Raw genomic sequence first — 14,525 nt, 5'->3', positions numbered from 1 at the left:
TAATTATCCAAGTCTTAATTAATGCAATACTTTTGTTCAATTGAACAATTTAGATATTTTTCCATCTACCCAATTAGCATCAATATTCACACCATCTTCTTCCTCCACTTCTTTTATTATATAGGAAGCTTCTAAATCAGTTAGCTGTGTATCACCTATTTTTAAAAGCTGATAGTAATTAAAGCTTACAACTGACTTATTTTTATCTAATACCATGATTAGGGTATGTCTATCTCTCCAACGAGAATAAACATTCTGTGATTTAATCTTCCCATTTTGACTCACAGTTATTTTAAAAATTAACTTTATATCATATAAGATATTTATATACCTTATTACTGTTGATTCGGATACATTTGCATACTCAGATATAACATCTATAGTATCAAAACTCACCCTGCAACCCTTACTAGCATTTTTTAGGTCTATATTTGCTCTGGATAGTATCATTGCATATACACTAAATAGCTTTGAGCGATTAATTGAGACCTTCTTCCCATCAATAAGATACTCATCTAGAGGGTAATCCATTAGTTTTATAGCATCATCTAAATAAATACTTGTAAAAAGATTTAACTTCCCTTTTAGGGTTTCAACATCGACCTTAGCTCCAAATCCTTTGATAAAATCACTACTATTAATATAAGTTTCATTAAATAGCACATAAAACATATCATTTTTTTTCAATTTTCTGTAGTCAATTTCAGTTTTACACGACATATCTTCGCATATTGAGAATGCCCCACAATCAACAAGCTCACCTATCGAAGACTTGACAGATTTTATACTCTTGTCATGATTCTTATACTTGAGCATAAATATAATTCCTGAAATACTAATGCATAAAGAATTAAAACAAGTGCCTATACGTCTGTTGGACGCAATTAACAAATAAATAAGCTTTGCGTTAGATGACAACGAGGAATTCCTTATGATAGCATTTGGTATTTTTATAAAGTCATTAATGTGATTTCGCCCCCTCCTCTATTTCCGTCACGCACCAACTCTAGAGGGGAAATCGGCTCTCAGCCGACACCCTCTCCATTTCTCTCTATTTGAAATGGTCTCTCTATTGGGTATGGTCTCTCTATATGACAGTTTTAAAGTAAGCAAATTTCTACTTTAAAATTGACATTAAATTTTAAAGTACGTAAATTAGCAATTTAAAATTGATAGCGAATTTTAAAGTACGTAAATTAGCAATTTAAAATTCTAGACCTATCATAAACTCAAATTAACAAAATGTCAATACTTTTGTTTAACGCATTTTTAAACAAATCCTTTATTGATAAGCTGTCGTCTTAATTATTATGTTGTCAAATGTGGTTATGTTTGGTAAAATAGAGTCAAATAAAAGTTCGGAAAAAGAGCAACGCCCTAACCTTTCTGAGTTTGGCGACCTAGAAGGATAGAGCGTTTACGGAATTTATAGCTTTGTTATGTGTTAATAATAACATATATAACGCCAGTTTGCAAAGCGTATTTTGCTATATATTCCTGCCTTTTCCGTTGAGGGAGGAATCTTTTATATGGCTACAAATGAATTTAATAGTAAATTGTATGAAGATTATAATGACTCAAAATATGCACACTATAGAAACGTACATACTGGTGAATATGAGAACCAATATGTTAAAAATTCAAAAACAGGCTCTCGTCTAAAGCCAATCGTAAAGAAGATAAAAGTATCCTTTGATGAAATAAAAGCTCTGAACTTAGATACATATGGAGATGTCGTACCATTAATTGATACAGAAGATTTTACTATTATAAGTAATTATCTACTAGACTTTTGGGGAGCAGTAATAGGGTCTGACGCAGTTAATGTGTATCTTCATTTGAAAAGGTATGCGTATGGAAAAAAAGACTACTGTTATCCTGATATCGAAACAATCGCTATGAAAATGAAAAAGACTAAAAATACTGTTAAGAAATATCTTGATATATTAGAAGAGTATAATTTTATAGCTGTTTTTCACAGAAAAGACACAACTAACAATAATAAAGATGTTAGTCCACTATTTAAAATAAGAAGAAACATACCTATGATTACTCAACAAATGTATAACGAATTCCCTTACAAACTACAGAGGCTTCATGACAATTTTATGCGTCAATTCGAAGGTGTAAAGTTAGCTACTAATATGATAAAAGTAGAGAATGATATTGAGAGAATATTGACTAATGGTGAGATTATAAATAATAAGGAAACTAGAGATAAGATTAACAAAATGATAAAAGAACATGAGTATAGTGAAGTGATTTTGAGTAATCTTGATAAAGATGAATATCAAAATAGTAAGTATTTTAATAGTATAATATATGAAAAAGTTTCTAAGCCTTCATATGAGAGCTTTTTTAAATCTAATGTATATCTCTATCATAGCAACAATAAAGTTTTGCAAATTATTCTCCCAAATGAGTTTGCAAAAGAAGGCGTTAGAAATAACTATATTGAACATATAAAGAAATGGGCAGTTGAAGAGTCAACTTTTGATAATATAGTCAGTGATTTTAAAATAGACTTTACCATGAGTGAAGATTACATAAAAAATGTCATTTTAAGTAGAGGATAATATTACTCTACTTTTTTTTATGTTTAATACCGCCTATCAAAAATTTATACCTACATATCAAAATTTGATAGGCGACCTAAAATCCGCCTATCAAAAATTTATAGGCGCGCCTATCAGAATTTGATAGGCGGTATATTTTCCACGTATCAAAATTTGATAGGCGTATTTTAAACACATTCTCACATATCAAATTTTGATACGTGGATTATTCGCATGTCAGATTTTGATACCTCCCCTATCAAATTTTGATAGTATAATCAGTACTATCTTTAAGAATTTAAAACATAATTAATAATACTTATTCCACTAAGCTAAAAATATTAATGATTTTCCAATTAACAAAATTATCCCCTAGCATCTCCATACCATCATAAAAGATCGTGAGACCTATTCTCTGATTGAATATTGACAGAGCTAATGTGTTTGTACGTTATAAATTAAAATCATCTATATGAGGCTATAATTGCGCTATACAGCTAAGTATCCATTTAAGGCATTTAATAGAGAAATTATAAATGAGAAAAGTTTATTAATTATAGTTAACCAAAAGTATTGCAATACTTTTGTGTCTGTGCTAAAGTTATTTCTATAAGTTGATTTTAGGAGGAAAAATATGAAGTTGACGGAAGAGCAGAAGGATGCTGTATTAAGTATTCATGGGAATATCGTTGCAATAGCATCTGCAGGAAGTGGCAAAACTTCAAGTTTTACAACAAGAATTGCATATATGATTGAAAAGGGTATTAGACCGCATAATATTTTATCTATTACTTTTACAAAGAAAGCTTCCGAAGAAATGAAAAAGAGGCTCGGAAAGTTAATTGGTAAGAAAAGAGCTGAATTAATACCAATGGGAACTTTTCACTCTATCGCTTATCAAATACTAAGATTAATGGACAGTGGTTTTTCTAAGTATAAGATTGCTCCAGATTGGTGGAGATTTTCGTTATTGAATGATTTTTGCAAGTCAGCAACCGATAAAAATCCAAACGGGCTAGATATCAATTTAAGAGCCAGTGAGTTAGCAAGCTTTATCTCTTATCAGAAAAACAATATGATTACTCCAGATAAACCAGTAATTATAGATGATAGTATCTCTTTTGTTAAAGGTGTGCCTATAGAGCAACTTCAAAGTGCATACGTCAATTATGAAAGGCTAAAAGAGCAATCTCGACAAATTGATTTCGACGATATGATGTTGCGACTTTATAACAAGCTGATATCTGACAAGCAATTTAGAAATAAACTTTCTGATAAATATAAGTATATTATGGTCGATGAATTTCAGGACACGTCAACAATTGTTCTTGAAATTATAAAAATGATTAACGATAAAAATGTATTTGTTGTTGGCGACTTTAGACAGTCTGTGTACAGATTTATTAATGCAAATGTAGATAATATACTAAACTTCAAAGATGAATTTCAGGATGCAAAGTTAATCGAGTTGAATAAGAACTTTAGAAGCACTCAAACAATTGTTGATTTCTCTAATGAAATTATCTCTAAGTCCCCTATCCAAAAGTACAACGATTATAAGCCTTCTGAAAGCATATCAGGGATTGGTGATAAGGTTAATTTGACGTTATATCAAGATGAATATCAACAAATGGAAGGCGTTTCAAGGAAGATAATTAATGAAAACAACAATGGCACTCCCATGAATGAAATAGCAATTCTTGTTAGAACCAATGCTCAAACAGCAATAGTGGAAGACAAACTTGCGAATGCAGATATACCATATGAAGTGTCAAAGAACAGGTCATTTTTTGATAGGAAGGAAATACTGGATATATTAAGCTATGCCCGATTATCTATAGACGACAAAGATGACGCCAGTTTTAGAAGAATTTATAATTCTCCTAATCGTTATCTTAGCAAGAAATTTTTGAATGAATTAGAGGAGTTTGCTCTAACCAGAGATTTATCATTGTATGAAGCTGTTCAAATAACTCCACATAACTCCGAATGGAAATATAGAAGCAACATTGAAGAAATAACAAGAGTTGTTTCTGAGTTAAAACATCAAGTTGATTCAAATGTAAACGCAGGTAGAATTCTACGAAATATTGTAAAAGAAACCAAGTATAAGAAATTTATTAACGAAACATCAACAAGCCCTTCCTCTCTTGACGAAAAGATTGAAGCAATTGATAGATTATGTGAAATGGGTGCTAAATTCCCAAGTATAAAAGCTTTTCTAGCTCACATAGTAAAGATAAAAGATAAACAAGCTAAATCTAAAGGAAAAGATGCGGTACAAATTATTACAATGCACAGTTCAAAAGGATTGGAATGGGACGTTTGCTTTGTGCTTAACTGCAACAAAAAATTGATGCCACATGATATGAATGGGGATATAGAAGAGGAAAGGCGCTTATTTTATGTAGCAAGCAGTAGACCAAGAAAAAGGTTATATATTAGCTGGTTTCAGTACGATTCAAATTTGTCCATCGCTTACCCTAGTAAATTCCTAATTGAATTATTAGGTAGCGAAGAATTGAATAATATGAAGAAAAAGTTATTTAGAGGCAATGGACAAGTAAGTGTTTTATACCCTTTAGATTAAACAAAAGTATTGCATTGATTTTGTTTATGTGATAATATGAAGATGTATAATTGGGATTATTGTATTTGCGAGCAATGTATATGAATGGAAATTAAGAAAAAGTATTGCTATTAAATGCTTTTGAAAGGAAAGATATAAGCACAATGCGTTCATATACTAATAAAAAAGGTGAAACAATTAAAGTTAGCAAAGAGCATCTAGATATGGCTGTAGCACTAAAACAAAGGTTACAAAGAGATAGTCCTAGCTATAGATGTTCTTGGGCTAAACATAAGAATTTGATGGCTGAGGAAGGATTCGAAGATAGCGAGAATAGTGAAAATTATAGAAAGATGATACAACTTCATCAAAAGGCAATGGGTAAACTGCCAGAAGTAACTAAGTATGCTGATATGGTCACTGATAGCAAAATTGAATCTTATCAGAAGCTAGTAGGAGAAAGTTACTGGCACAAACGAGAGACTCAAAATTATCTACGTGAAATCAGAAAAGGAAAAAGAGACATAGTAGATAGTGGACTGTTTATTTCTGAAATAAAAGAATCTATTCAAAATGTCCTAAGCGATATTAGATGGGAAGAAATAATGAATCATGTCTTCTCCCCTATCGATAATCATACAAATACAAGATTAATAGCTGTAATATCGGATTGGCATATTGGTGCTTTGGTAGATGTTGAAGGAAATAAATATAACCTTGAAATAGCTAAAGAAAGAATAAATCAATATGTAGATTCTATTTTGAAATTAGCCTATGAAAGAAAAGTATACAGAATAGATGTAGTATATATGGGAGATATTCTCGAACACGCTTACATGAGAGACTCTCAAGCATACCATGCTGAATTTCCTGTTTCTAAACAAATGACCGTGGGTGGTCGCCTTATAATTGAAATGTTGGCTAAACTGGCTACTAAAAACTTCTATGTAGTTTATAGAGGTTTTGCTGGAAACCACGATAGAATGAATAAAGATAAAAATGGAAATATAGATGGCGATACTGGTATGGTTGTAGTAAATGAAATGATACAAGTATTCGTTGAAACATCTAATAAAGAAAATCTAGTCTATGAAGAAACGCATCCATACAGCGCAAAGCTACTAGATGTAAATGGAAAAAATATAAAGTTTGTTCATGGAGACTTGGAGAAAAAGGCAGATACTAAGAAAATTGCAGACCATGGCTCAAGGGATAAACTTCACTATGACGCTATAGTATATGGTCATTTCCATCACTTTGCTTGTATAGAGGTTGGAATCAATAGATTTGAAATAAGGTGTGGAAGCACAAAAGGCTCTGATGATTATTCTGAAAAATTAGGACTAGGTTCTGCCCCTTCTCAGTTAGCTATAGCTGTTTCTGAAAAAGGAAATATAGAGGCAATTAGAATTGGGTTAGATTAAACAAAAGTATTGCTGTACAGGAGGAATAATTTTGGACGATATAGTTGTAAGCGCTAAGTTATCAAATGGTAAGCAAATTATAATCAAACCCTTTGACAGCGAGGCTTTATGGAGATACAAAACACAATCAGAAATAGAAAACGATACGTTTGAAGTTTATAAAAATTATATATGGTTCAAGTCATTAATAATGACAACTACTGAGGAGTTCACGGGTATAAAGACTATATTCACTAATATAAATGGAGACAATGTAATGTTAAACAGATATTTTGAGTGAGGGCTCTCCCCCACTCTTTTTTTATTTGCCAAAAAATTTTGAGAAGAATCCTTTTGATTCTTGTTTCTTCGTTATCTCAGTTAGCATTTTTGTTGTTTGTTCATCTCTTCTTTTTAAACTGTCTTCAATTCTATTGGCGACTTCCTCCATTTTTTGATTACTCGTCTCCATTTCTTGCCTTAGCTCTTGCCTCACTTCTTCTCTTACTGATTCACGAATCTCTTCTTTAATATCATCTTTTAAGTTCTTAGTCGTCTCGCCAATTACGATACCAATGAATTGCTTAACCCTCTCACTCTTCATTAACTGTTGTATGTCTTCTTGATTTAAAAGGTCTGCAGTTTTGTTGCTTGGCTCAGGTGTTGGAGCTTCTTCTTTGCTTCTCAAATCAAACATTTCCTCTTGAGATGATTTTTCAGCTATCATATAGGCTAAATCTTTAGTTGTTGTCCTTCTACCATATTCTGCCTTCAAGTCTTTTAAATACTTGAATATCTGTATATCGTTATCGTAATATATTCTCTCATTCCTATTATTTCTCATTACGTAATGCACTTCAAACTGCTCTAATTGGTCAGTCCAATGTCTTAATGTTGCAGATGGTACATCTAATCTTGTTGACGCATCTCCTAGAGTTACAAATTCGACCTCCATATAGGATTTCACCTCCTCATGATTTTTCAAAATCTATACTTCTAATAGTTTAATTAAATCATATTTTGAGATACATGTACATTGTGCTCTACATTAGATTTCGTAGTATATAGGCTTACTACAACCTAAATAACACCTATATTAATTGTTGCCCTACATGAGATATCGCCAATTGAACTATCATTTATCATTAAATCAACCTTTAATAACGTCTGCCCTCCATTAAATTTCATAGTTAGAGGTATAATATATCGTTATTTTAGTTTATAATAATGATTGACCTACATTAGATTTGGCATTTCGAGGTGTAAAAAGGTTATTAATGCTACTAGGTAACACTTGACACTACTTAGTAGTATTGATAATATATAAAACATAGAAGGTTAATAGTTTCGGTGCTACTAAGTAGCATTAAATGCTACTGGGTAATACTAACAATTTAGGAGGTAGGATTATGGCTGACAACTCTATTATTTTAGGAATTGATGTTGGGTATTCCCATACAAAAACTGTATCTAGCAAGGGAGAAGATGTATTTAGAAGTACAGTTAGGGAAGGAGTAATTGATATTAATCCGAACTCTACCGTAATTGAATTTGAAGGAAAAGAGTATACAATGGGGGAAAGAGGAAGGATTACGGTAGATTCCAACAAAATATATGATAAGAACTTTGAACTGTGCTTACTTACTGCAATACTTAGAAACGCTGATGATAGATTAACTACTATCAATGTTGATTTAGTTACTGGTCTTCCTGTCAGTTATTACAAAACTCAAAAGGATGAGCTAAAGAAATCGCTAATGAATAAACGGGTGACTATGGGTTACAATGGAAAAGATAGGACTATAAATATAAAGGATGTAATTGTATTTCCTCAATCTGCAGGACTTCCGTTGATTAATCCCAAGGACTTTGAAGAAGGCAAAACGAATCTTGTTATTGATATTGGTGGAATAACTGTAGATGTTTCTTATTTTGAAGGAAGAAAGCTCACCAAATTTAAAAGCTATCAGTTAGGAATGATTAAATTCTACTCTATGGTGGCAGGGGAGATCGCCAATGAATTCAATGTTGAGGTCTCTAATGAAGATGTAGAGAGATTTATTGAGCAGAATGGTGTAATGATAAATGAAGAATCACGAAAGTTTGACTTCGATTCATTGTTTGAGCAACATATGGATGAAATTTTAACCAAGATAAAGACAGACTTTCCATATGATATTGTTCACAAGAAGAATTTTATAGGTGGAGGGTCAATAAGATTTAAAGATTTTCTTCCTAAAAATAAAGGTGTAAACACAGATGAGGTCTTAACAAATGCAAATGCGTTCTATGCTGTAGGGGTGCAGAAATTTGGATAAGAAAAAGAGCGTCAAGAAAAAATCTATATCTCTAAGAGAAGATGTTCACGATATTGCTGTTCACATGGCTGACAAATATTTTGGAGGTAATTTGAGTGCGTATATTACGTTTCTAATTTGCTCTGATAAATATGGCTTGTCTAGAGTAAGTGATAATGGAGAAAAACAAGCTGTAAAGGAAGATATAAAAGAGAACTGGTATACTAAGAGCGATGCGAATGACAGTTTCATTGATGACATAGTTAATATGTAGCAAGTAGAATAAAATCCCTTGATTTAATCAAGGGATTTTTTATTGTTTTCGGCTTCCAAACCTTTTCTAGCAAGCTCCATGAAGGCGGTAGTCCAATAACGAATGCTGTTTTCTTTTCGATACTCTTCGACCTTTTCAATCAAGGAGACAGGTACACGAATATCTTTTCTCTGGCTATTCTCACTCAAAATTTTTCCTCCTAAAAACTCTTGACTTGTACGTGAGTCTCCTGTAACATACAAGTATAGACAAAACTGTACGTGAGTCTCACGTATTCCATCATATAGTTTAATTTTCGACAGTCTAATTCGAAAATATACCACCATCTATTATATCAAAACTATACGTGTGATTCACGTCTGTTTTTTTCTAATAATGACACAAATGTGTCGGTCAAGAGGAGGAGAATTAGTAAAATTGGGATTGGCTAAACAAGATAATTTAATAGAAACAGAAGTAGGGGAGTCAGTTATAGACAAGAGAAGGGATAAAAAGAAAAAGAAGTCTGATATAAATATTGGTGCAAAGTTGTTTATTGTCTTTATCTTTGTAATAACTGTTTCGGGAATGCTTTACGTTAACTATATGTCTAAGGGGAAATTTGATTTATTTCTTGGTGTTTACGGTTCAATGATGGTTACATATTTACTGGGCAAGATGGCGTTAAGTTTTTTTTATAAGCCTTACGCATCGATAAAAGGGAAAAATCTAAAGGTATCAGTAGTGATTCCTTCGTATAATGAATCTTCTCAGTCATTGAGTAGCACCATAGAAAGCTTACTAGAGCAAGATTATCCTATATATGAAATAATCGTTGTTGATGATGGTAGCAAAGACCTTTCAGGGTATCACTCTTTGAATGAAATGAAGGATGGTATAAATCAAGTTGCATCTACTAGTGAGTCATCGAGTTCGAATACTCCGTATTTGAGAGTTCACAAACTTGAAAAGAATGTTGGGAAAAGACATGCTCAAGCTTGGGCTTTTGAAAGGGTAGAAGGCGATATTATAGTAACAATTGATTCTGATGCCCATGTGGCTAGCGATGCTATCAAGGAATTAATTTCCCCGTTTAAAGATTCGAAGGTAAAAGCGACAACTGGTCATTTACATGCGCGTAACAAAGGAGATAATCTTTTTACAAAGCTCATAGATATGAGATATGATAATGCATTTAGAGTTGAAAGGTCGGCTCAAAGTGTGACAGGAAACGTGTTAGTTTGTAGTGGGTGTTTTAGTGCTTATAGAACGGAAGTTATTTTAAGTAATCTTGAGCATTATAAGAATCAAACATTTTTGGGTGAAAAGGTTCAGTTTGGCGATGATAGATGCCTAACAAACTATGCAATTTTAGAAGGTAAGACACTTTATCAGTCTACTGCACACTGTTATACCGATGTCCCATCAGGAATTAAACAATTTTTAAAACAGCAAATTAGATGGAATAAGTCATTTTTTAGAGAAAGTCTCATTGCCATGAAGATAGGGTTAAAAAAACCAACTGTATTAGTATGGGCTGTATTAGAGATGTTGCTCTGGATATTATTCGGTGTAGCAATTGTTTTTGGCGTAATTCTTAAATCATCTACTTTTGGATTAATAATGGCTACATATTATTTTGCTTACATTTGTTTAAGTGCCTATGCAAGAAACGCATATTATATCTTGAGAAATCCACTAATCTTTCTAATGGCTCCAGTCTATGGAATTATACACATAACTTTGCTCATTCCGTTAAGACTGTATGCCTTGGTAACGATTAGACAAAATGGTTGGGGGACTAGATAAGGATATAGAGGAGATGAAGTTGTTGGAATTATTGGTAAAGCCAAGTAAAAGTGAAGAGTCTTTATTTGAAAGCTTGTACAAGAAAATAGATACTAATACTGCTGTTGTTGGTGTAATAGGCATGGGGTATGTAGGATTGCCAAACATTATTTCGAAGGCGAAGAGAGGTAACTCTGTTATTGGGTTTGACTTAGATGAATCCAAAGTAAATATGGTGAATAGAGGGGGTAGCTATATTTCTGATGTTAAATCAGAGGAGCTTAGCAATCTTGTATTAGATAGAAAGAAGATATTTGCCACGTCTGATTTTAGCTTACTATCCAACGTTGACGTGATATTAATTTGTGTTCCAACTCCAATAGACGAGTATAAACAGCCTAATCTTTCCTATATAAAAAAGGCATCCATTGATATACTACGATATGCTGAAAAAGGAGCTCTTGTTATATTGGAGAGCACTACGTATCCATCGACAACAGAAGATTATATAGTGAAAAACGCAGTAGCAAGAGGACTAAATGTAGGTGAAGATTTTTTTGTAGCTTATTCACCTGAAAGAATAGACCCATCAAATAAAACTTATAACGTTGATAATACTCCTAGGATTGTTGGCGGTCACACAAGTAGATGTACCCAATTAGCTGAGAAGTTCATTGGTGGTAGCGTACTCCCTGTAAGCTCTACAAAAGTTGCTGAAATGTCGAAGGTTTATGAAAATACATTTAGGTATGTAAATATCGCATTGGCTAATGAACTAACTTTAATATGTAATAAAATGGGATTAGACCCTTGGGAAGTTATAGAAGCATCCAAAACAAAGCCATATGGATTTATGCCGTTTTATCCAACTGCAGGAGTTGGCGGTCATTGTATACCAGTTGACCCTTATTATTTATCTTGGTACTCAAAGAAATTTAACTGTAATGCTCAGATGATTGAACTAGCTGGAGAAATAAATAATAAGATGAGTGACTATGCCGTAGATCGTATAAATGGAATTCTGAATAGTGAAAAATTAACGTTATTCGGTAGTAAGATAGCTATTTTAGGAGCATCATACAAGAAAGACATATCTGACGTAAGAGAGTCGCCAATATTTAGGTTGTACGAATCTTTAATTAGAATGGGTGCAAATATTACTATTTATGACCCTCATGTAGACTCTATCAGGATTAAAGACACCATTGTAAATATTGAAGATATTGATTATAATGAGCTAGGAAACTATGATGTTGTAGTATTACTTACGGCTCATTCAGACTTTAACTATTATAAAATAGCAGATAAATCAAGAAATATATTTGATACTAGAGACGGATTTAAAGAAGTAGGTAGATTCAAAGGTAATTATTATAAAATGTAGAGGTAATGAATTAATGGACAAGTTGCTTAATGTTGCAGACATAGTAAATAAATATAATGTTTCACGTCACCAAGTTTGGAATTGGATAAGAAGAGATAATAGCTTTCCGAAACCCAAACAATATGTAAGTAACGATAGTATGCCATTATTTAGTGATAGGGAAGTCGATTGTTTTATAAAAAGTAGAGAGAAAAAGGCTCTTGATTAATATCAGGAGTCTTATATTTTTGTAATAGTGATGGAAAATAATGGCATGACTAAAAGTAATAACAGCAAATAGTTTATAGATGATATAATATCAAGACAGGGAGGGACTTGATGAATAATTTAATAAAAGTCACCTATACTCTAAAGATTATCAACGAAAAGGGCAGAGTGTTTAAGGAAAAGTTTAGTAATGAATTTGATACGCAATGCTATAGTGACAAAGAAATGTCTGCTGATTCTGAGGCAATTAGTTTCAAAATGAAGGAGCTAAGGGAACTGTATGGTAGCGATATCATTTTACTAAACTTCACTGTCGATAGGGGGTAGGCTTAATGGAAAAGTGCGAATGGGATACGATTAAGATTCTGATAGGGGATGAGATTGAAGAGTTCTTTCATTTTCATAAAGATATGGATGGAGCTAGTACTGTAGAAGTAACCAGAGAGGACTTAGATAATTTATATACAACTATCAGATTGAAAGTCGAAAAGAATTTAATGACTAATAATAGTTAATACTTGATACTGTTTTCACTTTTTTCATGGGTAAATCTGTTTGATTTACCTGTTTTTTACCCCTAAAATACTAAAAAATGGTCAAAAATATATGAAAAACTTATAAAATTTATTGAAATTAAGGTAAAATCAAAGAAAATCGATAAAAGGAGCTGTAATATATGGAGAAACCAGTAATTATACTAAAAAGTGCTAATTACAAGTCGTTTAATTCAAACTATGACGATAGATTAATTCAAGCCGATGGTAGACATGTTACTATATCAAATAACGAAGAGTGTAAACTGGATAAAACATATGATAATGACGAAGAGCTACTGCGTATTGTAAAAGACTACTTAGGCGTTAAAAATGCGATGCTCGTAACTTTGATACATAATATATATAGTGCAGTTGGCTTAAGAATTTGCTGTATCCGAGGGAATGAATTGGATAATCACTATCTGGTAGATAGAAAATACCTAAATAAAGTTGATAGTAAAGTAATAGTCGAGGGTAATTATCGTGATTATATTAATATAGAAGAAGTTAAAAAAACTGAGTTTGGAGACTTGAATGAAGTTAATCATCAAATGTCTTTAAATATATAACAAACTGGTAATTTTACCTTTAATTTAAACGTCTCGATAGGAGCTTAATCGTTAACCCCTATAGTATAAAAGGTTATTACTGTTATGATAGGGGTGTTTTTGTGCTTAAATAGCCCCCTGTAGAACATAAGAAAATACAGTAATTGTATAATAGTTTACGATAAGCCTTTCGATAAGGCAAAATTGAGCATTTTTCTGGTGATTTTATTGAGTGAAGAGAAGGAAGGGGAGTCGAGATTGAAAATAGGGTAGCGAATCGAAAATTTTTGGTATTGTGTGAGTAGAGCTACCTATATGCTATTCCTGAGAAAACACCCCTTGAAATGTGGAAAATAACCCCTGTTGCCTGTCCACCTAATAACCATTAGAGGGACACCATACCCTGAATTATACCCTTTGAGGCTGTCGGCTATCTGTAATATTGAATAGCTAAAAATGAGCAAAACATAAGCAAGTACATTCGATCTATCTTTATATATTCCATAACGTTATAAGTCGTATTTCGTTCTCATAATTGGACTAGACGAGAATATGAATGCTTAACGGTTTAAGTTTTGTTACACCGTGATGAGTGTATGAGCCACCTTCTACACAAATATTCCACACTAACCAATTCTACATATTCACTTAACAAACACGCTACAACCTCATATATTACCTACTTTTTCATTCACTAGCCACCAAACAAAAACCACACACTACAATATTTTTTTTCATCTATCGAATATATCCAACTAGCCAGCGACACACAAAAAAATGCTCCAATAAAATTTATATATAAAAATATAGTATTCTATATGTCTGTCTAACAACAATCAGTAAACCAGTTAAGCAACGTCTTTTAATCAGTCTGTGCCTTCCTTTCTTTCCTTGTCTTTCAATCTCTTTCGCACACTCATTAACACTATATACATACAACTATATACATACAATATATACACATTAACACTATATACATATACTA

At 32.3% G+C, this 14,525-nt stretch carries 14 protein-coding genes; 11 read left to right on the top strand and 3 right to left on the bottom strand.

What is annotated here, in order from left to right; all coding sequences use genetic code 11:
- Positions 1 to 36 precede the first annotated feature (36 nt).
- The gene (locus tag RVS70_RS05570) at positions 37 to 816 is read right to left on the bottom strand and encodes a hypothetical protein (RefSeq protein WP_321132676.1); all 780 of its coding nucleotides are present in this window, start codon (positions 814 to 816) and stop codon (positions 37 to 39) included.
- Between the two features lie 713 nt (positions 817 to 1,529).
- On the opposite strand from RVS70_RS05570, the gene RVS70_RS05565 reads away from it, so the two are divergent.
- The 4 genes from RVS70_RS05565 to RVS70_RS05550 all read left to right on the top strand — a co-directional run bounded on the left by RVS70_RS05565 (position 1,530) and on the right by RVS70_RS05550 (position 6,828).
- Complete coding sequence (locus RVS70_RS05565; protein WP_321132675.1) at positions 1,530 to 2,576, top strand: helix-turn-helix domain-containing protein; 1,047 nt, start codon at positions 1,530 to 1,532, stop codon at positions 2,574 to 2,576.
- Between the two features lie 613 nt (positions 2,577 to 3,189).
- Positions 3,190 to 5,145 carry an ATP-dependent helicase gene (locus tag RVS70_RS05560; RefSeq protein ID WP_321132674.1) on the top strand — a complete coding sequence of 652 codons (1,956 nt, stop codon included), beginning with the start codon at positions 3,190 to 3,192 and terminating at the stop codon, positions 5,143 to 5,145.
- A gap of 143 nt (positions 5,146 to 5,288) precedes the next feature.
- Positions 5,289 to 6,548, top strand: a complete 1,260-nt coding sequence (locus tag RVS70_RS05555) for a hypothetical protein (RefSeq protein WP_321132673.1) — start codon at positions 5,289 to 5,291, stop codon at positions 6,546 to 6,548.
- A 31-nt stretch (positions 6,549 to 6,579) separates the two neighbouring features.
- Entirely contained in the window at positions 6,580 to 6,828 is a 249-nt protein-coding gene (locus tag RVS70_RS05550) for a hypothetical protein (RefSeq protein ID WP_321132672.1), read from the top strand.
- A gap of 21 nt (positions 6,829 to 6,849) precedes the next feature.
- Here the strand turns inward: RVS70_RS05550 and RVS70_RS05545 are convergent, their stop codons facing one another.
- Positions 6,850 to 7,482, bottom strand: a complete 633-nt coding sequence (locus RVS70_RS05545) for a MerR family transcriptional regulator (protein WP_321132671.1) — start codon at positions 7,480 to 7,482, stop codon at positions 6,850 to 6,852.
- Positions 7,483 to 7,936: 454 nt separating this feature from the next.
- Between RVS70_RS05545 and RVS70_RS05540 the strand changes: the two genes are divergently transcribed.
- Together RVS70_RS05540 and RVS70_RS05535 are read left to right on the top strand one after the other, a co-directional pair.
- A complete protein-coding gene (locus RVS70_RS05540; protein ID WP_321132670.1) occupies positions 7,937 to 8,845 on the top strand; it encodes a ParM/StbA family protein in 909 nt (302 codons plus the stop codon).
- Positions 8,838 to 9,098, top strand: a complete 261-nt coding sequence (locus tag RVS70_RS05535) for a hypothetical protein (RefSeq protein WP_321132669.1) — start codon at positions 8,838 to 8,840, stop codon at positions 9,096 to 9,098. The genes RVS70_RS05540 and RVS70_RS05535 overlap by 8 nt, the downstream gene beginning before the upstream one ends.
- A gap of 23 nt (positions 9,099 to 9,121) precedes the next feature.
- Here the strand turns inward: RVS70_RS05535 and RVS70_RS05530 are convergent, their stop codons facing one another.
- Positions 9,122 to 9,286, bottom strand: coding sequence for a hypothetical protein (locus RVS70_RS05530; RefSeq protein WP_321132668.1), 165 nt, complete (start codon positions 9,284 to 9,286; stop codon positions 9,122 to 9,124).
- Positions 9,287 to 9,515: 229 nt separating this feature from the next.
- Here RVS70_RS05530 and RVS70_RS05525 point away from each other — a divergent pair, with 229 nt between their 5' ends.
- From RVS70_RS05525 to RVS70_RS05505, 5 genes are all read left to right on the top strand, one after another.
- On the top strand, positions 9,516 to 10,886 hold the full coding sequence (locus RVS70_RS05525) for a glycosyltransferase (protein ID WP_321132667.1): 1,371 nt from the start codon (positions 9,516 to 9,518) through the stop codon (positions 10,884 to 10,886).
- A gap of 22 nt (positions 10,887 to 10,908) precedes the next feature.
- Complete coding sequence (locus RVS70_RS05520; RefSeq protein ID WP_321132666.1) at positions 10,909 to 12,249, top strand: nucleotide sugar dehydrogenase; 1,341 nt, start codon at positions 10,909 to 10,911, stop codon at positions 12,247 to 12,249.
- 318 nt (positions 12,250 to 12,567) lie between these two features.
- Positions 12,568 to 12,783 carry a hypothetical protein gene (locus RVS70_RS05515; RefSeq protein WP_321132665.1) on the top strand — a complete coding sequence of 72 codons (216 nt, stop codon included), beginning with the start codon at positions 12,568 to 12,570 and terminating at the stop codon, positions 12,781 to 12,783.
- 5 nt (positions 12,784 to 12,788) lie between these two features.
- Complete coding sequence (locus RVS70_RS05510; RefSeq protein WP_321132664.1) at positions 12,789 to 12,971, top strand: hypothetical protein; 183 nt, start codon at positions 12,789 to 12,791, stop codon at positions 12,969 to 12,971.
- A 161-nt stretch (positions 12,972 to 13,132) separates the two neighbouring features.
- Complete coding sequence (locus RVS70_RS05505; RefSeq protein WP_321132663.1) at positions 13,133 to 13,561, top strand: hypothetical protein; 429 nt, start codon at positions 13,133 to 13,135, stop codon at positions 13,559 to 13,561.
- The last annotated feature ends 964 nt before the right edge of the window (positions 13,562 to 14,525 follow it).

Source organism: Virgibacillus sp. M23, from assembly GCF_034190895.1.
Lineage (GTDB): Bacteria > Bacillota > Bacilli > Bacillales > Amphibacillaceae > Virgibacillus > Virgibacillus salarius.
The sequence above is the reverse complement of the archived record's forward strand: the minus strand, read 5'-3'. Positions and strand labels throughout refer to the sequence as shown.

What these genes read in the sequence shown, in the direction of transcription:
- RVS70_RS05570 (WP_321132676.1), bottom strand. Translation starts at nt 816, where the DNA reads ATGCTCAAGTATAAGAATCATGACAAGAGTATAAAATCTGTCAAGTCT.
- RVS70_RS05505 (WP_321132663.1), top strand. Translation starts at nt 13,133, where the DNA reads ATGGAGAAACCAGTAATTATACTAAAAAGTGCTAATTACAAGTCGTTT.
- RVS70_RS05510 (WP_321132664.1), top strand. Translation starts at nt 12,789, where the DNA reads ATGGAAAAGTGCGAATGGGATACGATTAAGATTCTGATAGGGGATGAG.
- RVS70_RS05555 (WP_321132673.1), top strand. Translation starts at nt 5,289, where the DNA reads ATGCGTTCATATACTAATAAAAAAGGTGAAACAATTAAAGTTAGCAAA.
- RVS70_RS05515 (WP_321132665.1), top strand. Translation starts at nt 12,568, where the DNA reads ATGAATAATTTAATAAAAGTCACCTATACTCTAAAGATTATCAACGAA.
- RVS70_RS05565 (WP_321132675.1), top strand. Translation starts at nt 1,530, where the DNA reads ATGGCTACAAATGAATTTAATAGTAAATTGTATGAAGATTATAATGAC.
- RVS70_RS05545 (WP_321132671.1), bottom strand. Translation starts at nt 7,482, where the DNA reads ATGGAGGTCGAATTTGTAACTCTAGGAGATGCGTCAACAAGATTAGAT.
- RVS70_RS05540 (WP_321132670.1), top strand. Translation starts at nt 7,937, where the DNA reads ATGGCTGACAACTCTATTATTTTAGGAATTGATGTTGGGTATTCCCAT.
- RVS70_RS05560 (WP_321132674.1), top strand. Translation starts at nt 3,190, where the DNA reads ATGAAGTTGACGGAAGAGCAGAAGGATGCTGTATTAAGTATTCATGGG.